This window comes from Thermofilum pendens Hrk 5 (assembly GCF_000015225.1).
In the GTDB taxonomy this organism is placed as follows: Archaea; Thermoproteota; Thermoprotei; order Thermofilales; family Thermofilaceae; genus Thermofilum; species Thermofilum pendens.
Genome location: NC_008698.1, coordinates 703,517 through 725,226 on the forward strand (window position 1 = coordinate 703,517; position 21,710 = coordinate 725,226).

At 57.0% G+C, this 21,710-nt stretch carries 22 protein-coding genes and 1 tRNA gene; 15 read left to right on the forward strand and 8 right to left on the reverse strand.

The genetic code is table 11. The features are described 5' to 3' along the window. Nucleotides 1-31 precede the first annotated feature (31 nt). From TPEN_RS03895 to TPEN_RS03915, 5 genes are all read left to right on the forward strand, one after another. Nucleotides 32-964, forward strand: coding sequence for a carbohydrate kinase family protein (locus tag TPEN_RS03895; RefSeq protein WP_011752419.1), 933 nt, complete (start codon nt 32-34; stop codon nt 962-964). A gap of 111 nt (nt 965-1,075) precedes the next feature. Then, a complete protein-coding gene (locus TPEN_RS03900; protein WP_011752420.1) occupies nt 1,076-1,417 on the forward strand; it encodes a hypothetical protein in 342 nt (113 codons plus the stop codon). A 48-nt stretch (nt 1,418-1,465) separates the two neighbouring features. Continuing rightward, nucleotides 1,466-3,292 carry a threonine--tRNA ligase gene (locus TPEN_RS03905; protein ID WP_011752421.1) on the forward strand — a complete coding sequence of 609 codons (1,827 nt, stop codon included), beginning with the start codon at nt 1,466-1,468 and terminating at the stop codon, nt 3,290-3,292. Further along, on the forward strand, nt 3,289-4,482 hold the full coding sequence (locus TPEN_RS03910) for a radical SAM protein (protein WP_011752422.1): 1,194 nt from the start codon (nt 3,289-3,291) through the stop codon (nt 4,480-4,482). The genes TPEN_RS03905 and TPEN_RS03910 overlap by 4 nt, the downstream gene beginning before the upstream one ends. A gap of 33 nt (nt 4,483-4,515) precedes the next feature. Beyond that, nucleotides 4,516-4,779 (forward strand): DUF504 domain-containing protein, encoded by a 264-nt coding sequence (locus tag TPEN_RS03915; protein WP_052885120.1) that lies wholly within the window; start codon nt 4,516-4,518, stop codon nt 4,777-4,779. Between the two features lie 54 nt (nt 4,780-4,833). Here TPEN_RS03915 and gap read toward each other — a convergent pair whose 3' ends face one another. Together gap and TPEN_RS09810 are read right to left on the reverse strand one after the other, a co-directional pair. After that, nucleotides 4,834-5,862 carry a type I glyceraldehyde-3-phosphate dehydrogenase gene (gene gap / locus TPEN_RS03920; RefSeq protein ID WP_011752424.1) on the reverse strand — a complete coding sequence of 343 codons (1,029 nt, stop codon included), beginning with the start codon at nt 5,860-5,862 and terminating at the stop codon, nt 4,834-4,836. A gap of 380 nt (nt 5,863-6,242) precedes the next feature. Beyond that, nucleotides 6,243-6,367, reverse strand: a tRNA-Glu gene (locus tag TPEN_RS09810). A gap of 165 nt (nt 6,368-6,532) precedes the next feature. Between TPEN_RS09810 and TPEN_RS03925 the strand changes: the two genes are divergently transcribed. Beyond that, on the forward strand, nt 6,533-7,810 hold the full coding sequence (locus TPEN_RS03925; RefSeq protein ID WP_011752425.1) for a metallophosphoesterase family protein: 1,278 nt from the start codon (nt 6,533-6,535) through the stop codon (nt 7,808-7,810). A gap of 32 nt (nt 7,811-7,842) precedes the next feature. Further along, nucleotides 7,843-8,544: a diacylglycerol/polyprenol kinase family protein gene (locus tag TPEN_RS03930; protein ID WP_011752426.1), complete on the forward strand. Its 702-nt coding sequence runs from the start codon at nt 7,843-7,845 to the stop codon at nt 8,542-8,544. Here TPEN_RS03930 and TPEN_RS03935 read toward each other — a convergent pair. The 3 genes from TPEN_RS03935 to uppS all read right to left on the reverse strand — a co-directional run bounded on the left by TPEN_RS03935 (nt 8,495) and on the right by uppS (nt 12,460). Beyond that, on the reverse strand, nt 8,495-11,119 hold the full coding sequence (locus tag TPEN_RS03935; protein ID WP_011752427.1) for a carboxypeptidase regulatory-like domain-containing protein: 2,625 nt from the start codon (nt 11,117-11,119) through the stop codon (nt 8,495-8,497). The genes TPEN_RS03930 and TPEN_RS03935 overlap by 50 nt on opposite strands. A 1-nt stretch (nt 11,120) precedes the next feature. Continuing rightward, entirely contained in the window at nt 11,121-11,546 is a 426-nt protein-coding gene (locus tag TPEN_RS03940) for a hypothetical protein (RefSeq protein ID WP_011752428.1), read from the reverse strand. A 128-nt stretch (nt 11,547-11,674) separates the two neighbouring features. Beyond that, on the reverse strand, nt 11,675-12,460 hold the full coding sequence (uppS, locus tag TPEN_RS03945) for a polyprenyl diphosphate synthase (RefSeq protein ID WP_052885122.1): 786 nt from the start codon (nt 12,458-12,460) through the stop codon (nt 11,675-11,677). A gap of 58 nt (nt 12,461-12,518) precedes the next feature. On the opposite strand from uppS, the gene deoC reads away from it, so the two are divergent. From deoC to TPEN_RS03970, 5 genes are all read left to right on the forward strand, one after another. After that, a complete protein-coding gene (gene deoC, locus TPEN_RS03950; RefSeq protein ID WP_011752430.1) occupies nt 12,519-13,247 on the forward strand; it encodes a deoxyribose-phosphate aldolase in 729 nt (242 codons plus the stop codon). Nucleotides 13,248-13,324: 77 nt separating this feature from the next. Further along, nucleotides 13,325-14,365, forward strand: a complete 1,041-nt coding sequence (locus tag TPEN_RS03955) for a hydroxymethylglutaryl-CoA synthase (RefSeq protein ID WP_011752431.1) — start codon at nt 13,325-13,327, stop codon at nt 14,363-14,365. Between the two features lie 6 nt (nt 14,366-14,371). After that, entirely contained in the window at nt 14,372-15,538 is a 1,167-nt protein-coding gene (locus tag TPEN_RS03960) for a thiolase domain-containing protein (RefSeq protein ID WP_011752432.1), read from the forward strand. 2 nt (nt 15,539-15,540) lie between these two features. Beyond that, nucleotides 15,541-15,948, forward strand: a complete 408-nt coding sequence (locus TPEN_RS03965; protein WP_011752433.1) for a Zn-ribbon domain-containing OB-fold protein — start codon at nt 15,541-15,543, stop codon at nt 15,946-15,948. 3 nt (nt 15,949-15,951) lie between these two features. Then, nucleotides 15,952-16,278, forward strand: coding sequence for a hypothetical protein (locus tag TPEN_RS03970; RefSeq protein WP_011752434.1), 327 nt, complete (start codon nt 15,952-15,954; stop codon nt 16,276-16,278). 3 nt (nt 16,279-16,281) lie between these two features. Here TPEN_RS03970 and TPEN_RS03975 read toward each other — a convergent pair whose 3' ends face one another. Continuing rightward, nucleotides 16,282-17,613: an RsmB/NOP family class I SAM-dependent RNA methyltransferase gene (locus TPEN_RS03975; RefSeq protein WP_011752435.1), complete on the reverse strand. Its 1,332-nt coding sequence runs from the start codon at nt 17,611-17,613 to the stop codon at nt 16,282-16,284. 16 nt (nt 17,614-17,629) lie between these two features. Next, nucleotides 17,630-18,472, reverse strand: coding sequence for a DUF7347 domain-containing protein (locus TPEN_RS03980; RefSeq protein WP_011752436.1), 843 nt, complete (start codon nt 18,470-18,472; stop codon nt 17,630-17,632). 137 nt (nt 18,473-18,609) lie between these two features. On the opposite strand from TPEN_RS03980, the gene TPEN_RS03985 reads away from it, so the two are divergent. Beyond that, nucleotides 18,610-19,356, forward strand: a complete 747-nt coding sequence (locus TPEN_RS03985; RefSeq protein WP_011752437.1) for a hypothetical protein — start codon at nt 18,610-18,612, stop codon at nt 19,354-19,356. A 3-nt stretch (nt 19,357-19,359) separates the two neighbouring features. Here TPEN_RS03985 and TPEN_RS03990 read toward each other — a convergent pair whose 3' ends face one another. After that, nucleotides 19,360-19,746, reverse strand: coding sequence for an eL43 family ribosomal protein (locus TPEN_RS03990; RefSeq protein WP_052885124.1), 387 nt, complete (start codon nt 19,744-19,746; stop codon nt 19,360-19,362). A gap of 115 nt (nt 19,747-19,861) precedes the next feature. On the opposite strand from TPEN_RS03990, the gene TPEN_RS03995 reads away from it, so the two are divergent. Further along, entirely contained in the window at nt 19,862-20,392 is a 531-nt protein-coding gene (locus TPEN_RS03995; protein WP_011752439.1) for a hypothetical protein, read from the forward strand. Nucleotides 20,393-20,458: 66 nt separating this feature from the next. Then, on the forward strand, nt 20,459-21,688 hold the full coding sequence (locus TPEN_RS04000) for a phosphoglycerate kinase (protein ID WP_011752440.1): 1,230 nt from the start codon (nt 20,459-20,461) through the stop codon (nt 21,686-21,688). Nucleotides 21,689-21,710: the final 22 nt, after the last annotated feature.

The following is a 21,710-nucleotide window of genomic DNA, read 5'->3' on the forward strand; positions in this document are numbered from 1 at the left end:
CGTTTCGCATATATTTATCTAGCGCGTGACTATGGGTAAACCCAGGTTCGCCGTTTCGGGGAATGCCAACCTCGACGTGTACCTTGTAGTGGAACGCATACCGGGGCCGGACGAGGCTGTTGAAGCTGTTGAGACGAGGTCCTACGTTGGGGGCGCGGCTACTAACGTCGCGGTAGCGCTTGCAAGGCTCGGTGTCTACGCGCGTTTTCTGGGCTTTGTCGGCGGGGATGACGAGGGTGCAAGGGTTCTTAAGGAGCTCGGAGGCAACGGTGTCGACACCGGTTACGTGCAGATGTCTAGCCTGCCTACTGGGCGCGTAATTGTACTGCTCGACAGGCAGGGGAGGAGGGCTATGGTAGCCCTCAGGGGTGCGAACACCGAGCTGAAGCCGGGTTGCTTCAACGCCGAAAGCGTTCTCGGAGGGGTAGACCACCTTCACCTGAGTAGCACGCACCCCGGCTACACCGCGTGGCTACTCCAGGAGGCTAAGAGGCTCGGGCTCTCCACCAGCTGGGATCCCGGGATGGCGGTCGTGTCCCGGTCGCCGCAAGAAGTGCTCAAAGCCGCTAGAAGCGCCGACGTACTCTTCCTGAACGAGCGCGAGTACGAAGCCCTTAGGGGCGGCCTCGCCGAGCTCGGGGAGACTCTCGTGGTGGTGAAGAGGGGAGAAGAGGGGTCCGAGGCTCCCCGGCTCGGAGTCAAGGTGAAAGCCTTCAGGGTTTCACCCGTGGACACTACGGGTGCCGGCGACACCTTCGACGCCTCCTTCCTAGTAGCGTGGAAGCTGGGCCTCAGCGTTGAAGACTGCTTGCTCCTGGGCAACGCGGCAGGGGCTCTCAAAGTCACGCGCATGGGCGCGCACTCCTCTCCCACTCTGAGAGAGCTCTACGACTTCCTTTCGTCGAGGGTAGAGTCTGGGGAAGCACTACCTAGGCTAGCGGGGCTCTTCCGGGACCTCGCCTAGGCTCTCTGGGCCGTGACGCCTGGTAGGGCGAGGTGCGCGCCATCAAACTTAAATACCGGAGTTTCAAGAGGAAACGTGCCTACGGGGAAGGAGAGCTTGCTGGGGGGTTAGATGCAGAGAGATGTGGCTTGTTCTCCTCTATGTCCCTTCAGGGCGTTCACCTGTTATAAAAACGCCCTCATATACAGGAGGACCAAGAGAGGCGTAGAGCCCTTCTGCACGTGGACGGGGGAGCCGTGCATAGGATGGAAGTGCCAGTTCGCCGGGTGCTCCAAGCACGCGTTGTTGCCGGACGGTACGTGCAGGTTGAAGCTCGAGAAGGTTCAGGGGAGGAGGGAGGAGGAAGAGGAGTTCTCGATAGAAGAGGAGGCGAAGGCCCTCGAGAAAGAGGTTTACGGCAAGATAAGGGATAAGCTGAAGAAGCTGGGCGCTAGGGTTGACGACATTGAGTAGCGATGGGTTGATTACTGGGCGCCGTTTTTCGAAGAGGGGGTGTAAAGCTTGAAAACCCTGTTGATACACGCGAAGCACTTCGAGTACGAAGCGCGCGAAAAGGCCCTCGATGCCGCCGAGAGCATTGACGGAAACCGGTCCGGGAGCTTCGAGAACGCCCTCGTGGTCTTCGTCACGGTCGAGAAGGGCGACGGCTCGTCTCAGGACGTCGTCGAGGAAGCGGCCGCCGACGTGCTAGACGTCTTCAGGCGCGTCGGGGCCTCCAGGGTCGTCGTGTACCCCTACGCGCATCTCTCGGACGACCTTGCCGACCCGGAGGAGGCTAAGAGGGTCCTGTCCCAGCTGGCGGAGAGGATTTCCAGCGCGGGTGTCCCGGTCTCCCGCGCCCCCTTCGGCTGGTACAAGAGGTTCTCGGTGGAGTGCTACGGGCACCCTCTCTCCGAGCTCTCCAGGACCATAAAGCCGGGTAGGAGGGTTAGGCCGGGCTACGCCGACTTCGCCGTTATGTTCCCCGACGGGAGGATAGTGGGGATCGAGGAGCTGAGAGCGGAGGAGCTCCCGGAGGACTTCGTAGCCCTCCTGGAGGCCGAGGTCTTCAAGAAGAAGCGGGAAGGCGGGGAGCCGAAGTACCTGGAGTACTGCAGGAAGTTCGGCTTTGAGTGGGAGCCAATGAGCGACCTGGGCCACATGAGGTATGGTCCCGAGGCGACCATAATGCTCGACGCGGTGGCGGAGTACGCCTGGCAGTGTGCGAGAAGCCTCGGCATACCGGTCTACAAGGTGCGCGGAACGAACACGTTCAACCTTTCCTTCAAGCCTGTCGCGCAGCACGCTCAGCTCTTCGGAGACAGGCTGTACCAGATGGAGGTAGACGAGAAGAAGCTGATACTCAGGTACGCGGCCTGCCACCAGCAGTTCGCTATGGTGAAGGACTGGGAGATCAGCTACAGGGACCTACCCTTCGGCGCGTTCGAAGTCGCGGACAGCTACAGGCTTGAGCAACCAGGCGAGCTCCTGCTCTGCTTCAGGCTGAGGAAGTTCTACATGCCGGACCTCCACGTTTTCTGCAAGGACCTCGCCGAGGCGATGGAGGTATCCTTCAGGATCCACTCAAAGATATACGAGGAGATAAGGAAGCTGGGAAGGGACTACGTAAGCATCTACAACCTGACGAGGTCCTTCCTGGAGCAGCACAGAGACTACCTGAAGAGGCTCGTAGAGATGGAGGGCAAGCCTGTACTGCTACACTTCGTACCGGAGGGTAAGTACTACTGGGTGATAAACGTGGAGTACAACATAATAGACGAGCTCGGACGCCCAAGGGAGATAGGAACCTTCCAGATAGACGTGGGGAACGCGGAGAGGTTCGGGATAACCTACGTAGACGAGAATAACACCAGGAGGTACCCGGTGATAATCCACACGGCGATAATAGGCTCTCTCGAAAGGTACGTGTTCGCAGTCCTAGACACGGCGGCCAAGAAGGCCCGCGCCGGCGAGGTCCCCTCGCTACCGCTCTGGCTGTCGCCCGTTCAGGTGCGGGTAATACCTCACTCCTCCGAATACCTGAAGCTCGCCGACAGTATCGCGGACAAGCTGGAGGAGCAGGGGATCCGGGTAGACGTGGACGACAGGGAGGAAAGCCTCGCGAAGAGGATCAGGGACGCGGAAGTAAAGTGGATACCGTACGTGGTGGTCGTGGGTAAAAGGGAGGCCGAGTCGGGAAAACTCACCGTGAGGGTGAGGGGGCAGGGACAGTACGAGATGTCGCTAGAGGAGCTCGTAGGCCGCCTAGTCTCGGAGCTTAAAGGGTACCCAAGAGTTTCGGCGGCGCTCCCAAGGTACGTGAGCGCGCGCCCGAGGTACAGTCCTTGAGCCTGAAGCTCTCGCTGAAAAACCTTCTTTACCAGAAGATCCTACTGGCTACGAAGCTAGAGGAGGCTCTCAGCGACGAGAGTAAGGCGAAGGCTCTCTCAGACCACCACGCCCGCAGACCTCCGAGGCCTTGCGGTTTCACTGTTCACAGCGCGGTGGGGTGTACCTACTCGTGTAGCTACTGCTACCTCCCGGACATGGGGATAAGCTTCAGAGAGGTCCACGTCTACGGCCTGACAGGCGAAGAGGTCTCCTACGCCCTCCTGAAGAACCCGTACTTCCTGCCCACGCGGTTTGGCTCCCAAATAGCGGTCGGCAGCGTAGGCGAACCCTTCGCCTCCCCCGAAGCGGCTTCGAAGACAATGGAGTACATAGCCTCCTTCGAGAAGTACCTGGGAAACCCGGTGCAGTTCTCGACTAAGGCCGTTCTCGACGAGGAAACCGCGGGCTGGCTTGCCCAGAGAAAGGTGCCCGTAAACCCCCTAGTAACCGTGGTGACGTTGGACAAGTACAAAGAGCTCGAGCCGGGGGCACCGCCGCCATACGAGAGGCTAGAGTCGATGCGCAGGATGAGGAAGAAGGGTCTCCGCCCAATGCTCTTCCTACGACCTCTAATACCGGGGGTTACCTCGGAGGAAGCAGAAGAGATACTCGAAGAGGCGAAGAGGCACGGGGCAGTAGGCGTTGTTATCGGGGGGTTAAGGGTTACCCCCTCGATACTAGCACGCCTGGAGAAAGCAGGCGTCGACACGGGGCGTATACGCGGAATGCTGAAGGGTGTGCAGTTAACCGCCGGGAAGCAGGTCCCCCTACCACTCGGGGACCTGAAGAGGGAGGTCTTGGAAATCGCGCGAAGCAAGGGACTAGTCCCCTTCCTCTCAGCGTGCTGCGCCAACAACTTCAACGCATACCTTCACGACGGTAAAAGGGTTCCCTGCCCCGGCCTCGACTACATAGACGGCAAATACTGCACCGCGTGCCCCGTGGGCTGTCCCTCGTTGAAGACAGAGGTCGATCCGGACGAGGTGAGAGAGATCATCGAGAAGTTCACCGGGGTAAAGGGGGTCAAGGTCGAGGTGGATGACAGATACATAAGGGTAACCGGCGGAAAGGTGAGGCTAAAGAAGCACCACGTCTACCTAATAGAGACGGGTTACCGCAGGAGGCTGAGAACATCGCGCAACGTTTAAACCCCGGCGAAGTTATCCAAGAGGCGAACTACTTTGCAGAACCCTATGAGGAACTACTTAAACAGGCTTCTCTGGGATAAAACGCTGGATAAAAGCTCCGTTGTAGTGAAATTCATCTCGAGAAGCGCGGTGAGCGACGAGGGCAGCTTCCTGGGGACTCAGGTGCTCAGGGTTACGAGGGACGGGGTAGTGATCTCTGTGGAGGGCTTTGAGAAGTTCATACCTTTTACGCGGATAACAGAGATAGAAGAAAATGGTAGGGTAGTATTCAGCAAGAAGCTCGGGGTATACTTCTAGGGTCTGCACACTTTCTCAGCGAGAAAGCTCGGGAGAAAATAAAAACCTTTCTGCTTAGATTCCTTTCTCGGACATGTACAGTAGCAAGTCGACGAGCCTGTTGCTGAAGCCCCACTCGTTGTCGTACCAAGCGACCACCTTTACCTTGTTGCTCTTGCCCCCGAGCACCATGCTTGCCTGGGCATCGTAGATGGAGGAGTGTGGGTTGCCGACTATGTCCGAGGACACTATCGGCTCGTCGACGTACTCCAGGATACCCTTCAGGTATGTCTCGGCAGCCTCCTTGAAGGCCGCGTCGAGCTCTTCCTTGGTTATCTCCCTCCCTATTTGAGCCACGAGGTCCACGACTGAGCCGTCAGCAACCGGGACGCGCATCGCCATACCGTCCAGCTTGCCCTTTACCTCGGGGATTACCAGGTGTAGCGCCCTTGCAGCCCCAGTCGTCGTCGGGATTATGTTCAACGCGGCGGCGCGCGTCCTCCTAAAGTCCTCCGGGTGTATGAGGTCCAGTACTCTCTGGTCGTTTGTGTAGGCGTGTACAGTGGTCATGAATCCCCACTCTAGGCCGAAGTTTTTGAGAAGCACGTACACTACTGGGGCGAGGCAGTTCGTAGTACACGAAGCATTGGAGATGACTTCGTGCTTCTTCGGGTCGTACATGTGGTGGTTAACGCCCATCACTATGGTCACGTCGGCACCCTTGGAAGGCGCTGTGACGACAACCTTCTTCGCGCCTGCCTTCAGGTGCAAGGCGGCCTTCTCCCTGTCTGTGAACCTACCCGTGGCTTCGAGCGCGACGTCTACTCCGAGATCTTTCCAGGGTAGCTTCTCGGGGCTAGCCTCGTTTAGCACAAGCATCTCCATGCCGTCTACAACGAGCTTGTTGTCCTTAACCTCGACCTTGTTGGGTAGGCGTCCGAATACCGAGTCGTACTTCAGCAGGTATGCCAGCATTTTCGGGGATCCGAGGTCGTTGATTGCCACGATCTCGAACTTGTCGAAGAACTTCTCGTTCTTTAGGGCCGCTCTCAGAAAGTTTCTCCCTATGCGTCCAAACCCGTTAATACCGACGCGTATCTTCATCTTTACCGGTAATTATGGCGCAGAAGACCCTTAAAAAACAGTTTTAACAATCAGCTATATTACACCCGGTCTCCCAGCTCTACTTCTCTTCCAAGCCTTACGACTGCTCGCCCCCTTACTTATCTCGTCGTTGCTGTTTAACGAGGCTTCTTCCAGTATACGTAGTCGTGCCTAACCCTCGGAGTTGACGCACATAGTATTCGCCTAGCATGCCGGTCGAGCTTTGCATGGTTTCGTGCGTAGCGGTTAAAAAGAGCTTTGTGCTCAGACCTGCACGAGTACGTCACGGCTCCAGCCTTCCGAGCGTCATCACAGCGGAGACACTACGGAGCGCGCGGAGATAAACCTTTTGCACAGTGCAATGCGTGAAAAGTGGGAGCTGGTGCCCCGGCCGGGATTTGAACCCGGGATGTCCGCGCGTTGCGCCTGTCTGCGCCGCTCTTCGGCTCGAGAGGCCGATATCCTCTCAGCCTCGTGCAGGTTGACCGGGCTAGACGACCGGGGCTAGGAGGCGAGTAAGAAAGACAAGGCGTATTTAAAAAATTTGCGTTGTGCGCCTTTGCGAGTACACTGGTTAGCACGTTGCGCTTCGCCACGCGCGATGCGCTTATAAGCTCGGTACCTAGTATCTAGGTGTCAACACAGGGATGGCGTGCAAGGTGGTTGATGGGTGTCAAGGGTCAGGTTCCTAGCAGTGTCGGACGTGCACGGAAAAGAGGACCTGGTGGACAAGTTCATTGAGTGGGTGCAGAGGGACAGCCTGCCGTACGACTTCGTAGTGGCGGCTGGGGACATGGGGAACCCGCAGAGACCTGGCAGCATGTGCCGCATACTCAAGAAGATTGCGTCGTCGCTGAAGAAAAACGTTTACTACGTGAAGGGGAACTGGGACATAGAGGGCAGTTGCGGGGATCCCGCGGTTCTCGACCTGGACGAAACGGGTCCCCTGTTCTTTGGAAACATAGTGCTGGTGGGGCACGGGCGGAGGGCAGAGCCCTACGATATCCCGAGAGCTAACAATGTAACGGTGCTCGTCACGCACTACCCGCCTTACAGCATACTCGACAGAGGCAAGGTGATAGACAGCAATCACCGCTCGCTCCACGCCGGGGTCGTGGACATAAACTACCTCATCGACGTGTACAGGCCGCGGGTCCACATATTCGGGCATAGCCACAGCTACGGCGGGCTCGACGTGGAACACAACGGAGTCGTATACGTCAACGTGGCTAGGCTTGATAGGTTGCTCAAGAACGGGGAGTCCATAGGGAACTACGCGGTGATAGACGTGGGAGGCTCGGGGGACGTCCGCGTCGAGTGGAGGTTCATCAACGGTACTTGGAAGAGGTGCGCCGGGTGCGGGCGAGTAGTGCACATACCGGAGAAGTGGGCGCTATGCAGGAGGTGTGCCCATAAATCAGAGCTGAAGTTCACCAAGATCACGGGGGTTCCGTACAGGGCGAGGCTCGTCATAAAAGACCCGCTGACGCAGAAGCTCGTCTACTCCAAGGAGGTGAGGATCCCGTTCTACACCTTAAAGGACTACCAGACCCTAGAGGAATTCGTGGACGCCGTGGTCCTGAGAGAGGCGAAGAGCTTCCTCTCCGACGGGTCCTCCAAGGTACTGGAGCTACCGAAGGACAAGGTCCTCGAATTCTACAACTCGAGCTCCGCGAAACGCCTAACGCCGTTCAGCGAGTACCTGTTCGCATGCGACGAGTCCGTGAGCGGCTCGAAGCTGTGCCTACTGATGCGAGTCTTCTCGGCTGACAAGCAGGCACACGTCATGTGGAAAATAAGCGAGGAGGCGGAGACCGGTAGAAGGCTCCTAGAGCAATACGTACTTTTCAAGGAGGAACAGGCAAGCATGCTGAACTTCCTCGTTAGAAGGCTCTCGGAGGCAGGTTTCAGGGTTCTAGCCTACAGCCTTGAGGCATTGCAGGGCTAGCGCCCTCCGCGTTTTCGTCGTAGGTGTTAGGCGTGGGTACGATCAACAGAGTTAGGCGCGAGATCTACCGGAAACTCGTGCACCTGGCTCTTTGCTCGGTGCTAGCGTTGCCCTACTTCGCCGCACTTCCGCCGCCGCTCACCGTCCAGGTTTACTACGCTCTGGGGCTTCTCTCGGCCTCCCTCCTGAACAGCGTGGTTGTCAAGCATGGTAAGCTATTGGCAGAGCTCGAGAAGCTCAGGAGGAACGTAGATTCCTTCGCGGGTTCTCTGAGCGAGGAGCTACGCCAGCCGCTAGTCCTAATGGAGCAAACGATCGCGAGGTTCTACGAGTTCGTTTCCAGCCAGATATCGATCCTCGAGCGAGACTACGAGAAGAGGGAGGGCTATGTAGGGCTCCTCTATGGGATGATAGGTGCCTCAGTAAGCCTTCTCTTGTCGCCCTGCCTCACTCTCTACGGTGTACTCGCGCTGGCGTTTGTCGACACGTCCGCGGCGCTAACGGACTTACTGCTGGGCACAGGTCAGAAAACAGCGAGAGGCTCGGCCGTTGCCTTCCTGGTCTACGCCTCAGTGCTCGTAGCGCTGGGAGTGGATCCTCTAAGAGCGGCGGTGTCCTCGCTTCTAACGTGCATAGCCGAGTACCTTTCCCCGGAGGATAACCTCACAGTTCCCGTCGTCGCAACTACTCTAGCTCTACTCCTGGGTCTACCTCCCCGCTGTCCTCTTTCCTAGGGATCTCTAGGGCCTGAATGTAAGGGCTATATACGCTATCGCTGAGATTAAGAAGAGCGCTAGTATCACTATTGAGGCTGCTTTCTTTAGAGAGTTCCTCCTCATCCCTCCCACCTCCAAGCATCAACGCGGCAAGGGTTATAAATCCTCCTACGGCCATGAGGGTCTCGGGGCTCAGTAGAGTTCCTGCTCGGAGCGGGTTAAGCAGGGCTGTGAGGTTCCAGGCGAGCGTCAGGGCTTTCTGCGCGGACTCTAGCTCTTCCTTAGCCCCCATGCCGACGAATACCACTCTGTCTCCGTCGATTACCACTACCGTGGGGAAAGCCGACACGTTGAACGCCTGCACGAGGTCATCGCCGGCCCTGCCCACGAGCCACGTCACGTTGTTCTCTTCGATGTACCTCCGTAGCACTTCGTTCGTGTCAAGTGGGGAAACGGAGAGTGACACAACGGTGGCGTTACCGCTTTCTGCGATGCGTTTAAGCACAGGTAACAAGTACTTACACCCTGTGCACTGAGTGTAGAAAAACTCTATCACGAGGATTCTTCCTCTCTGCACGTCACGCAGGCTCAGGGTAGATGAGTTGTAAAGGGTTACATCAAACCGTAGGTCTAGCGTCATGTTAAGCCTCCTCCCGGAGATAGTCTTGTTCGATAGGATGTTAACCACGGGCTCGGGGTTGAGCCTTGCCAAGGAGATTTTTCCGCAACGCAGAATGAGGGTCAAGTTGCTGCCCTCCGAGAGCGCGAAGACACTACCTGTGACGTTGCACACAGTGTCCCCGCTAGAGTTAACTAGCAAGCTGTAGGCGTCAAGCGGCAACGCTCGCGTCCCGTTCAGCGGTAGTTCGAACTTCTCCCCTGTAGACATCGAGACCGCGTACACCTTCACGCCTTGAACACCGTCCCCCACGGCGCGAAGCGACACCTCGGCTCTCTTTAGCTTAAGAGTAACTCTAATCGGGTCCGTGAAGTTTGCACCTACGGAGATCCTTCCCTCGTAGCGCTCGTACCTCCCCGCCTCAACTATTACCGTGTAGTTTCCAATGGGGACGTTGAAGCCCGCGTAACCCCTAGAATCCGTCCTGGTGCTTACAACCTCTGGTCCTACAAGCTTTACGTTTGCCTCCGGCAGAGGCTCTCCAGTTTCGCCGAAAACCGCGACGACAACGCTAACCCTTTTTGGAGCCTCCCGGGACAGCCTCAGCTCGAGAAACGTGTCCGACGTGAGGTTTAACGGGTAGTCTACTGGGCTGAACCCTTGCCTGGCTACGCTTACCTCGTAAACACCCGGGGGTAGCTCGAGTTGCACTACGCCTTGCTCGGCGTTCCTCAAAAGGGGCCCGCCCTTTCCCCTAATGATCAACTGGGCGCCCGGCAGGATGTTGCCCGCCTCGTCCAGCACCCTGATGGTAAGCTTCACGCTTGTGATCTTGAAGGCGGCGACTACCATGTTGTCGCCGTATAGGCACGCGTATGACCCTTTACGAGCTACTGCCGAGCTCGGAGGGCTTGGTGCGATGCTCCACGATACTTGCTGACTTCCTGTTTTCGCTAGCGCTCCAGTGTAGCTGTATACATCGATGTTTCCTGCCGTGAATACGAGTAAGTCTTCGCCGTCGCTCGCGACGAGGGCTCTTTCGGGCACCGTTAGTAGGTCCCGGCAGTCCAGGTTAGGGTTGCACAGCTTCAATGCGCCGTTGGAGAAGAGCGCTAGGAAAGAGTCGTTTCCGAACGGGATGAACGTCCTTACGCGCGGCAATTGTTTCTTCGCCACTATCTCTAAGTTGGGAAGCCTAAAGACGTACGTGAGGTGGTCCCCCGTCTGGTTCGCCTGCACCCTCTGAGCTACGAGGAAGCCCCCGAATATAGCTTTTACAGTCATTCCGGACTGGAAGGAGGCCAGCTTGGTGGCTCCATTCTCGTCTACGCGGTAAACCTCTATTTTATTGTCAGTGTACTGGCACAACTCGCACTTAGTGTCAATAGTCTCGGTTACCAGGTAGTTGCCGGCGAACCCCAGGGAGAATATTTCGACCAGCTTGTCGTTCGCCGTAGATAGGTCGCGCTCGAACACCCTTTTCCTCAGCTGGAGGTCTACTACTGCAAGCCTAGCCTCGGAGTACTTGTTATTATTGTAGACCAAGGTGTACTTGACCTTAAGCGCTAAAAAGCGACCGTCCCGGCTTAAGGCGGCACCTTCGACATAGTTCTCGTCGCTTCTCGACGTGGTAAAGGAGTCTATAGGGTCGAGTGTTGAGGCGTTCAAGAAGTATACTATCCCTTTCTCGTCAACTCCTACCAGTACGTTTCTCTCGGGCAATAAGCGTAGAAAAATCATCTCGTATACTGAGACGTGCCTTCTAAGAATTTCCGTACCATTCGTACTAACCAGGCTGCAGTCCCCGTTTACGAGGCAAGCCACGTAGCCTTTCCCCGGCAAAACCTCGTACGCGCTTACAGCCGGAAAGAACACCCTCTGCGAAAACGCGAACGTAGGCTCCGCGTAGAGCTTCACTGCCGCAAGCAACGCGCCGCTAAGCAGGAGAAACACTATCAGTCTGTGTGTCCTCATTCTACTCAGTCTCCTTCAAGAGTATTCTTACGGGAACGCCGTTCACCAGTTGCACAAGTATGGGTATGCCGTCGTAGCCTTGAAGGTGCTCGCTGAGCTTCTGTATAGCGTCCCGCACGTTCACGAGCGAGTCCAAGATATCCCTCTGCGACTCTATAGTCTCCTCCAAGACCGCCAACTCGTCGATAGCCCTCGCGTTTATCACGAGCTTCAACCCCATGTAGTCAACCTCATTTAGAGGGCTTAGCTTCTCCCCCATCAGCTCCTCCAGGACTCGCTCGATCTCGCGCATCTTCTCGGCTCGCACCTTTACGGCCTCATACCTCTGCTCCAACTGCTCGAGAGTTTTCTGCAGGGACTCTATCTGCGAGTCCAGATACTTCAAAAGCTCGCCGAAACCGTTAAACTGGTAAAGACTGTAGGACACGTCCTACACCTACCGATTCTTTGCTCAAGCTATATAAAAAAGCTATCGTACGGTAACGTTTTCTCTAAGGAGTTCGAGTGAAGCGTGAACCAAGGCTGTATAGGCGTGAAGATGCCTCCATGCGCGTGCTATGCTCCTTTTCTTCTCTGCCTGGACTGGTAAGTGCGGATAGCTCTGAGGAAGTCTATTCTCCTGAAGTCGGGCCAGTAGACATCGAGGAATACCAGCTCCGAGTAGGCTATCTGCCACAGTAGGAAGTTGCTTATTCTTACTTCCCCGCTAGTCCTGATCACGAGGTCGGGCTCTGGGTGTGGTTCGTCGCCCGTGTAGAGGTACTTCGCGAAGAGCTTTTCGTCTATTTCCTCCGGGCTGAGCCTACCTGAGCGGACTTCTACCGCTATCTGCCTCACAGCCTCGAGTATCTCGTGCCTACCGCCGTACGCCACTGCTATGTTGAGGTATCTCTTGTTGTAGGAACGGGTCCTCTCTTCGAGTTCCCTCATCTTCTCCTGTATGTCGACGGGTAGCCGTTTAATGTCCCCTATGAACTTAACCCTGACTTGCCGCCGGTGAAGCTCCTCCGAGCTCGCCAGCTCGTCAATCTTCTCCCTCAGTATCCCGAAGATGTTTTCGAGCTCCTCCTTGCTCCGCCTTTCAAGGTTCTCCGTGGACAACACGTAGAGAGTCACCGTGACAACCCCGAGGTCGTAGCACCAGTCGAGAACTTCGTCGACCTTCTCTGCCCCGAACCTGTGCCCCATCCAGGGCGGAAAGCCGCGTCGGCGCGCCCACCTCCTGTTGCCGTCGAGGATAAACGCTACGTGCCTTGGTATCTCTCCTCCTCTAACCTCGCGGTCCAACAGGTACTCGTATAGCCTGTATACGCCCAGCCTCTCGGCAAGCCTCCGCCACATTCCTACCACTCGTGTACACATCGTTAACTATATACACCCTCCTAGGCGGAAAAATACCGTGTACTATAAAAATGTGATAGCGAGACCTTTCCCGGACCCCGAGAGCCTTGTAGAAGAGGTTTCTAGGATAATCGACCACACGAACCTTAGGCCCGAGGCTTCAGAAAAGGAGCTTGAGAAGACTTGTAGGGAGGCCGTTGACTACGGCTTCTACGCGTGCTGTGTACCCGGTTTCTTCGTAGAGAAGGCTGTGAAGATAGTCGACGGCGCTGCAAAGGTAGTGACTGTCGCCGGCTTCCCCCACGGGAACTCGCCCAGGGCCGTCAAAGTGGCTGAAGTGAAGGCGGCTTTCGAGAAGGGGGCCGACGAGGTAGACGTCGTCGTAAATATCTCCTTGGTGAAGAGTGGCCTCTTGGAGGAGGCGGTGTCCGAGGTGCAGGAGATACTCGACGTCGCTAACGAGTCCGGGGGAGTCTTGAAGGTGATTCTCGAGACGGGCTACTTAACAGCGGAGGAGGTGTACAGGCTGGGCAGGGAGCTTGCGAGGATAGGCGTCCACTTCCTGAAGACCTCCACAGGCTTCGGCCCACGGGGAGCAACACCGGAGGACATCCTGGTCATGAGGAGGGCTGTCGAGGGTACGCGTACAAAGCTAAAGGCCGCTGGGGGCATAAGGACCGGGCTTCAGGCGCTCTTCTTCTACCTACTCGGCGTCGAAAGGATAGGTACGAGTAGTAGCCTCCAGATAGTTAACGATCTCCGAGCCTTAAAGGAATTGTTGCACTGATTTTCGTTTATTGTCGTAGACGATTTGATCAAAAAACGTTTTATACCAGAAGCGCTAAGAAGAGGGCACGAGGCGAGATGCCCGGAATAGCGTCCATACTAGGCTACGGTGCGTACATCCCTGTCTACAGGATCGAGAGCGGGGAGATATCGAGGGTGCACACTAAGGGCGGAGAGAAGGCTCCCGTGAAGCAGAAGAGCGTGCCCGGGCCCGACGAGGACTCGCTAACGATGGCCTACGAGGCGTCTAAGAACGCCTTGAAACGAGCTAGACTAGACCCCCGGGAGGTTCAGGCTTTGTACATCGGGTCGGAGAGCCCGCCCTACGCCGTCAAGCCGTCCGCGACTGTTGTGGCGGAGGCTCTTGGGCTGTCGAGGAAGCTCTACGGGATAGACATGGAGTTCGCGTGCAAGGCGGGGACTACCGCGCTTATAAGCGTGGCAGGGTTAGTCAAGTCGGGTATAATCACGTACGGGTTGGCGGTGGGCACGGACACGGCGCAGGGAAGACCCGGCGATGAGCTCGAGTACACCGCGGGTGCCGGGGCGGCGGCGTTCGTCGTGTCTCCTGTGCGCAGCGACGCGGTGGCAACGATCGAGCACGTCTACTCCTACGTTACCGATACGCCCGACTTCTGGCGGAGGGAGGGGGAGAGGTTCCCGATGCACACGTTCCGCTTCACCGGCGAGCCCGCGTACTTCCACCATATAGTCAGCGCGGCGAAGGGGCTCTTCGAGGAGACGGGGCTTAAGCCCTCGGACTTCGCCTACGCTGTTTTCCACCAGCCGAACGTAAAGTTCCCGCAGAGGGTGGGGGCGATGCTGGGCTTCAAGCCTGAGCAGCTAAAGCTGGGCTTGCTCTCGGGCGAGATCGGCAACACCTACGCAGCCGCCTCGCTGATAGGGTTGACCAACGTTTTGGACCACGCTAAGCCTGGCGAGAGAATACTTGTGGTATCCTTCGGTAGCGGCGCTGGCTCGGACGCGCTGAGTATAGTGGTCGAGGAGGGTATCGAGGACCGCCGCGGGCTGGCGCCTCTGACGATGCAGTACGTGAAGAGGGCCAAACTAGTCGATTACGCCGTTTACCTTAAGTACAAGGACTTCATAAAGAGGTGAGCATCCTTGACGGGGGTCTACCTGGTAGGTATAGGGGCTACGAAGATAGACGAGCACTGGGAGAGGCCCCTCAGGGACCTCATGCTCGAAGCCTCCCTTAAGGCTCTGAGAGATGCCGGGCTCTCCAAGAGGGATGTCGAGGCTATATTCGTCGGGAACATGTCGTCGGGGTACCTCCAGGGGCAGGAGCACCTAGGCTCTCTTCTCGCGACGTGGCTCGGCGTACCCGGGGTTGCGGCAAACAAGGTGGAGGCGGCGTGCGGGAGCGGCGGGGCGGCTTTCCACAACGCTTTCCTGGCTGTGAAGTCGGGCCTCTACGACTGCGTCTTGGCGGTGGGCGTTGAGAAGCTTACAGACGCGACGACGCCAGATGCTACGAGCGCGCTCATAATGGCGGAGGACCAGGAGTACGTGGCTTTCGCCGGCTTCTCCTTCGTGGCTCTAAACGCCCTCGTGTATAAGGCGTACATGAAGAAGTACGGCGCCAAGCAGGAAGACATAGCGCTCTTCGCGGTCCACGACCACAAGTACGCTGTTAACAACCCCTTGGCGCAGTACCCGAGAGCAGTCACGCTCGAAGAGGTTCTCAGCTCGCCCATGGTAGCAGACCCGCTGAGGCTTCTGGAGAGCGCTCCGCTAGGCGACGGCGCGGCGGCTGCACTGTTGTGTTCAGAGAAGAAACTAAAAGAAGTTGAGAAGGACGTGGTGATAGAGGTTGTTGGGAGCGCGCTCGCAACGGACGTGCTGAGCCTACACGACAGGGCTGATCTGACAACGCTTTCCGCTACGGTGAAGGCCTCGAGGAAGGCTTACGCGATGGCTGGTATCGAGCCGAAAGACGTGGACGTGCTCGAAGTCCACGACGCTTTCACAGTACTCGGCGTGATACACCTCGAAGACCTCGGCTTCGCGGAGAAAGGGGCAGGCTGGAAGCTCCTCAAGGAGGGCCAGCTGGAGAAGGACGGGGATCTGCCGACGAACACTATGGGGGGTCTGAAGGCTCGCGGACACCCGGTTGGCGCCACGGGTATCTACCAGATATACGACATAGCGGTACAGCTGAGGGGGGAAGCCGGCAAGAACCAGGTTGACGGGGCGGAGGTGGGCCTCGCGCAGAACGTGGGTGGTGTCGGGGGAACAGTCTCCGTTAATATCCTGAAGAGGGTGAGGTAAAGATGGCGTACATGAGGAGTGTTCCAAGGGCTTGGAGGGAGAGAAAGATCAAGTACCAGCTGATAGGGGGTAAGTGCAAGGATTGCGGCAAGAGCTTCTACCCCTACAGGCAGGTGTGCCCGGCTTGCGGGTCGGAGAACGTGGAGGAGGTAAAGCTTCCAGAGAGGGGTGTAGTGGAGGTTTTCACCGTGGTAAGGAGCCCTCCCTCGGACTTCGCCTGGCAGGCACCATACGTGGTAGCGCTCGTCCGGCTGGAGGACGGCACGCTCGTACCAGCGCAGATAACCGACGTGGATCCGGACGAGGTTCACGAGGGAATGGAGGTAGAGGCGGTTTTCAGGAAGTACAGGGAGCAGGGGCAACAGGGGATAATAGAGTACGGCATCAAGTTCAGGCCGAGGACGTGGTAACCTTTGGGCTACGAGCTAACGACCCGTGAAAAATTGTTCAGGTTTTTCTTGGAGAACCCAGGCTCGGAGATCGACCTCTACCAGCTCACCAGAGAACTAGGGCTTAGGCCCTCCGACTACAAGGAGGTTCTGGAAAACATAAACCATGTGGCAAAGACTATACGCAGGAAGAGCAACGGGAAAATGCTGCTGATGATGAAGCCTCCCATGTGTGCCAGTTGCGGGTATGTCTTCAGGGAGCTTGAGAAGGCACGTTTGCCGAGCAGGTGTCCAGTCTGCAAGAGCGAGAGGATACGCCCGCCGTCGTTTATGCTCGTAGTCCAGGAGTAGTTGCTACTTCTTTTCGAGAAGCGCTATGAAGAAGGCCTCGGACCTATGCTTATCTGGGAAAGTCCTCGTCGCAACCCCCCTCAAGCCGTACCTAGGGTAAGCCTCGTCGAAGAATAAGGGAGGTCTCAGCAGGGAGGACTCCCCGTCCGCGGCGACGTCCTTTACAACCTCCTCTCCCTCCTCCGGGAGGACTGAGCACGTGGAGTATGCTACTCTACCTCCATGTTTCATGTGCCTAAGAACGTTCCTCAGTATTTCCCTCTGCCTGGTGGAGTACAGGGCTACCTCTTCCCTGTCGAGCTCCCAGAGGGATAGCCTCAGCCCCGGGTCCTTCCCTATTGCTCCGCTGTTCGTGCACGGAGCATCCACCAATCCCTCATCGAAGAGCGTACGAGTTGCTAGAAACCTCGAGTCCGAGTTAACGATGTGGACAATCTTGCGGCAACCCAGTAGCACGCCTCTAGAGTCCCTTATACGGTTGAAAGAAATGTCGACCGCTAGTATCTCGTCGCAGCAACGCCTAGCATCGCAGTACAGGGATGTCTTCATGAAGGGAGCCGCCGCCGCGTCGATGCACGTAGAGACGCATGTCTCTCCCAGCTTTACCAGCTCCATAACCACCGCTACGCTCGCCTTATCCTGGTACACCGCGAGCTCCGGGCTCACCTCGGGTAGGGGCTCGTAGCTTGGGAGGAGTAGCTCGTAGAGGCCGTCGATCTCGGGGTCTCGCCTAAACCTGATGCCGAGGCCTACTAGGAATTCCTCGAGTTTCTCCCGCCCCTTCTCGCCGACAGCCCTCAGCCACACAAACCTCCTCTCGAAGGACCTGGCGACTTCTTCTGCCCTCGCGCACCCCAGGTTCTCGACGAGGACCTCTGAGACGAGGGGAGGTACCGAGTAGAGGTACGCGATCCTGTCGCGACATCCGAGCTCCCTGGCTTCCTCGATCAGCCTTTCGAGAAAACGCGGAGTGATGCTCGACAGTAGCACGTTGCTCACTAGCCCGCCGCGCAGAGACTCTACCCTCTTCTCGAAGCCCGGGTACTTGAGTACGAGCGCTACAGCTACGTAGAAAGCGCTTTTTCTCCTCAGAGGGATTCCGGATCTCCCGAGCTTCTTCAAAGCCAGTATCGCTACGCCGACGTTGAGGAGAGTAAGCCTTGCCAACGCGTACACAGTCCTAGCCTCCGGCTTGCTCAGGTTGAACTCTTTTCTCACAGACTGGAACGAGTAGTCGAGGGAAGCCTTCCAGCGCTGAACCCTCTCTACAACCAGGGAGGCCGCTCTGAACGTTTTAGGCGTGAGATCCTCTAGAAAGGCTTCGGAGCTACTCAAAGCGGGTCTCCCACGCCTAGAGTATTCGTTGAAGCATCATTGAAGCCATGTAGCTAGAGTAGTATGCTACGAAGGAAGCTATGAACGCCCGGTCTCTGGGTAACCTCTTGTAAACGGCAAGGGTTGCTGTGAGAAGACCCAGCGTGGGCACCTGGACCAGCCTGTACAGCAAGCTGAGCGTGAAGGGATCCCAGGGTAGCGCAGCTTGAAGAACGTTGAAGGCGTAGACTGGGAGAAGGGACGCGAAAAAAGCTCCGAGGTAGTCAACGCTGTAGCCACCGTGGCCTCCGAGCACCCGTTGGACAAGCTCTACCACTAATAGGAGCACCAGCGCTCCGAGGACAAAGAAGAAAAAGCCGAGAGGTATCAACCGATACGGCAACGCGAGCTGGTCCATCATGAACACTACCTGCGCGCCCAGCGCGGATGGCAACGCGCCGAGAAGTAGGGAGGCTCCAAGAATCACAAGGCTCAGCGAGCGCTCGTGGTAGAAGGCGGCGGCTAGGCTTTCCGGGACGATGACGGGCAAGAAATACTTCTCGACTAGCGCCGCGAAGCCCCTCTTTTCCGCGACTATGTTGCGGAGCCGAGCGTCTTCCTCCAGCATGAACCTGTAGAGGCGTATGCCCTTCTCCGTTAACGTGTACCTTCTCTTCTCGTTCTTGGTCACGAAACCCTCCATCCCGTCCAGGTTGTAGTAGAGGTTTCCGGTGCTCGTTTTAAGGGAAGATTTTAACTCCGTAAAAGAAGCCTCCCCCCTCTCTCCGAGAATTCTAAGGATTGATCGCTTCAAGGGGTTACCGAGTATCTCGTATACCTTCTCGTACTCCAAAGCGTCGGTGGAAACATCGCCTCGCATAGCTCACTAGACCCTCTAACCTATCCTCAGGGTTAATAATGTTAGCGCGCACTACAAGCTCCCTTCATTACATGGTTTTGTAATGGTTCGTCGAAACATTAATACCTAGGGAGGGTTGAGAAGTTGTTGAGGAATTAATGTCTGAGCTTAGAGTGGCTGTGGCGTTGCGTGCCTACAGTGAGGAGTCGTTTGAGAGCGTGCAGGCATCTCTGGGCGCTATTTCCTCGCTCGACGTCCCCGTACAACTTTCAACAGAGTGGAGCTTGATAGAGTCTCTCGGCGTCGGAGAGATCCTAGACCCCTTTCACGACTCCGGGGTAAGCGTGTCGGCGATCAGAGTGCCCTACCCGCTCCGAGTAGATGCTTTCCTACTCGAAAAACTGGTGATGGTCGCAGAGGAGACGGAGGGCAAGACTATCATACTACGAGACGTGGCGGCTCTCTCTATGGGAGGGCTGAGAAGAATCGCCGACCTATGCGCTACATACAAGGTACGGGCGTTGCTCGAGCCAAGCTCCGGCGTAGAGGCTTCTAGGCTTTACGGGCTCGTGAAGAGACTTATAGGCGGCATTGTGGGCTTTTCCCACGTGGAGGAGAACTACCCGTCGACCGAGAGCTTTCTGAAAACAGTTCTAGCCTACCTGGGCATTACCCGCAACGTGACCCTTTCGAACTACGATGCCGACGGACGGCCAGCGCCAATAATGGCTCCGAAGAAGTACAACAATCCCCTGCTTGTAAGGAGGCTCGTCGAGGGGGGCTTCGAGGGAACGCTTACCATATCGTACGAGAAAAGCCCCGTGGAAGAACCCGGGATGCTTGCAGGCGAAGTCGCGGCTCTAAAGGAGTACGTTAGAGGAGTCTATGAGCGTACAGTGAGGTAAGGCCTACTCGGGAAGCACTTCTAGCGGGAGGTACGTAGCGAAGCCGCACTTCCTGCAGACGTAGAGCGTAGGGGTAAGCCCGGGAATGCCGATTCTCTCGAGATCGGGGGAACCGCAGTTCGGGCATACGAGGACGCCGTGCTTACGCGTTACCTCTGCCTTGAAGCCCACGCTTTTCCCCTCAACGGCTAATTCGTCCTCTCGAACGCCTAGCTCTATAAGCATAGCGACGGCGTCCTCCAAGCTTTCAGCCCTCAGGAGCACAGTGTCGTCTGCGAGGAGTTCTCCCAGCCCGCGCGACAGGATCTCTTCCAGTAGCTTCCCTCTCCTAGGCGGGAGAACAGCGATTACCCCCTTCTCGGTAATGCGCAGATCGATACGCCCCTCCATGTACGCAGTAATCGTACAGCAGAGTATTAAGACTAACGCACAGTGCACGCCGTACGCCATACCACGCGTGACTTTTTAAAACCACGGTATCCTTGAAGAGTGCGAGGTATACAGCATGGTTGCACGGGAAGGTGCTTTGAGCGGAGCTGCCAGAGCGACGGCGAACCCTAGGCTTGCTTTAACCCTTGTAGCTGTATTCCTACTCGTAGCCTCCTACGTGTTGGGCTTCGCACAGAACATAACGCCGGAGGAAGCCCGGAGAGTAGCTCAGGAATACAAGGGCTACATCGAGGGTGCAAGGCGCATCAAAGACCCTGACGCGGTGGCGTTCGGAGTGTTCGTTAACGAGTCTCTAGTCATACTAGTGTGCAACACGCCGGTTATCGGCCCTGTAACGGCGGCCTACATCTCATTCTACAGCGGCTACATGGACAAAGCGTTGCAGGTCGCCGGGCTGGAAGAGGCTACAGGCACTCTGGAGGCTTACTCGCTCATCGAGTGGGTTGCGCTGGTGCTTGCAACAGCGGAGGGTTTGATGCTAACATACGCCTTCTTCAGGAGGCGTAGAGTCTCCCCTGTAGAGACCCTCGCATCAGTGTTGCTACAGCTATCCCTGATAGCTATTGTTGCCGCCCTAGCGGCTTAATGCTAATAATTAAACGTTAAAATGAAGGTTTAAAGCTTCGAGGCGTGCAACATACTACGAGTAAAAATGATCGAAGGACTGGGTATAAAGACCCTCGACGACGTGGACGTTCGCGGGAAGACTGTCGGCGTTCGCGTCGACTTTAACTCCCCGGTAGACCCCCAGACGAAGAGGCTTCTGGACGACACGCGTATACGCGCCCATGCCGAGACGACCATAAGGGAGCTCGTAGAGAAGAAAGCGAAGGTCGTGGTTCTGTCGCACCAGGGCCGTAAGGGAGACCCGGACTTCACCAGCCTACGCGAGCACGCGGAGGTTCTCTCGAGGCTTGTCCCGGCGCGCGTAAAGTTCGTAGACGACATCTTCGGCGAAAAGGCCGTAAAGGAGATCAAAGCTCTATCGCCGGGAGAGGTTCTGGTACTTGAGAACGTGAGGATGTGGGACGGAGAAGCGAAGAACGCGTCCCCGGAGGAGCACGCGAAGACCCCCCTCGTACAAGCGCTGGCACCGCTCCTGGAGGTCTACGTGGTGGACGCTTTCTCCGCTGCGCATAGGCCGCATGCATCCCTGGTCGGCTTTGCACCCGTAGTGAAGCACTTCGTGGCGGGACGGGTGATGGAGCGGGAGCTCCAAGCTCTCTACAGGGTGAGGAACAACCCGGAGCGCCCATGCGTCTACGTGATCGGTGGCGCTAAGGCGGAGGACACCGCCGAGATCATTTCGAGCGTCCTTGGAAACAACATCGCCGACAAGGTGCTCACAGGAGGGTTAGCCGCGAACCTCCTCCTACACTCCTCCGGGAAGAAGATCGGAGACGTTAACGTCTCCGTGCTGAAGGAGAAGGGATTCCTGGACCTCGAGCCGGAGCTAAAGAAGCTCCTCGACAAGTACGGGGACAGGATAGTTCTCCCGGTCGACTTAGCGGTCGAGGAGAGCGGGAAGAGGGTGGAGGTCGGAGTAGACTCCGTACCGAACCTCCCGATAAAGGACATAGGCTCTAGGACGGCGGAGGAGTATGCCAGGATAATCTCGGAAGCTAGAACAGTCGTAATGAACGGCCCGATGGGGGTCTTCGAGGACGAAAAGTTCAGCCTGGGCACGAAGAAGGTCTTCGAGGCTATGGCGTCCTCCAAGGCGTTCACGCTTATAGGCGGAGGTCACACGATAGCGGCCGCTTCTAAGCTGGGCTTCGCGGACAAGCTATCCCACGTGAGCACGGGTGGCGGAGCGCTAATCGAGTACCTTATCAAGGGCACTCTCCCCGTGATAGAGGTTCTAAAGAAGTACTCGAAGTAGTACGTCGCGCGCGCGAAAATTA

Coding starts and splice junctions, on each gene's coding strand:
- TPEN_RS03895 (WP_011752419.1), top strand. CDS start 32: ATGGGTAAACCCAGGTTCGCCGTTTCGGGGAATGCCAACCTCGACGTG.
- TPEN_RS03900 (WP_011752420.1), top strand. CDS start 1,076: ATGCAGAGAGATGTGGCTTGTTCTCCTCTATGTCCCTTCAGGGCGTTC.
- gap (WP_011752424.1), bottom strand. CDS start 5,862: ATGAAGATACGCGTCGGTATTAACGGGTTTGGACGCATAGGGAGAAAC.
- TPEN_RS03935 (WP_011752427.1), bottom strand. CDS start 11,119: ATGAGGACACACAGACTGATAGTGTTTCTCCTGCTTAGCGGCGCGTTG.
- uppS (WP_052885122.1), bottom strand. CDS start 12,460: ATGTGGCGGAGGCTTGCCGAGAGGCTGGGCGTATACAGGCTATACGAG.
- TPEN_RS03955 (WP_011752431.1), top strand. CDS start 13,325: ATGCCCGGAATAGCGTCCATACTAGGCTACGGTGCGTACATCCCTGTC.
- TPEN_RS03965 (WP_011752433.1), top strand. CDS start 15,541: ATGGCGTACATGAGGAGTGTTCCAAGGGCTTGGAGGGAGAGAAAGATC.
- TPEN_RS03980 (WP_011752436.1), bottom strand. CDS start 18,472: ATGCGAGGCGATGTTTCCACCGACGCTTTGGAGTACGAGAAGGTATAC.
- TPEN_RS03985 (WP_011752437.1), top strand. CDS start 18,610: ATGTCTGAGCTTAGAGTGGCTGTGGCGTTGCGTGCCTACAGTGAGGAG.
- TPEN_RS03990 (WP_052885124.1), bottom strand. CDS start 19,746: ATGGAGGGGCGTATCGATCTGCGCATTACCGAGAAGGGGGTAATCGCT.
- TPEN_RS03995 (WP_011752439.1), top strand. CDS start 19,862: ATGGTTGCACGGGAAGGTGCTTTGAGCGGAGCTGCCAGAGCGACGGCG.
- TPEN_RS04000 (WP_011752440.1), top strand. CDS start 20,459: ATGATCGAAGGACTGGGTATAAAGACCCTCGACGACGTGGACGTTCGC.